Source organism: Priestia sp. SIMBA_032 (assembly GCF_046535215.1).
In the GTDB taxonomy this organism is placed as follows: domain Bacteria; phylum Bacillota; class Bacilli; order Bacillales; family Bacillaceae_H; genus Priestia; species Priestia aryabhattai.
Window position 1 is genome coordinate 1 of record NZ_JAWRXD010000798.1, and the last position, 266, is coordinate 266.

The 266-nt window shown below is 34.6% G+C and carries 1 pseudogene; it reads left to right on the forward strand.

From position 1 onward, the window contains the following. Positions 1-195, forward strand: a pseudogene (locus tag SB717_RS36530) (hypothetical protein); the annotation flags it as partial. Positions 196-266 lie beyond the last annotated feature (71 nt).

Sequence of the window (266 nt, forward strand, 5' to 3'; positions counted from 1 at the left end):
GTTGTAGATCGCAGACCTTTGGTAGGTAAGCATCCAGAGCATAAAAATTTTTATGTATTGAATGGTTTTGGTTCCAGAGGAGTGCTTATTGGACCCTCGGCATCCAGACAATTATTTGATTTTATTGAAAAGAATACTGCCTTGGATCTAGAAATGGACATCCAACGATTTACTAAAAAATACTATTCCAACTAACCTTTAATTGTTTCATGTTTTTTAGCAGAAGTGGGGTCGTATTTCACAAAAAAGTTGATCCAAATATTTCT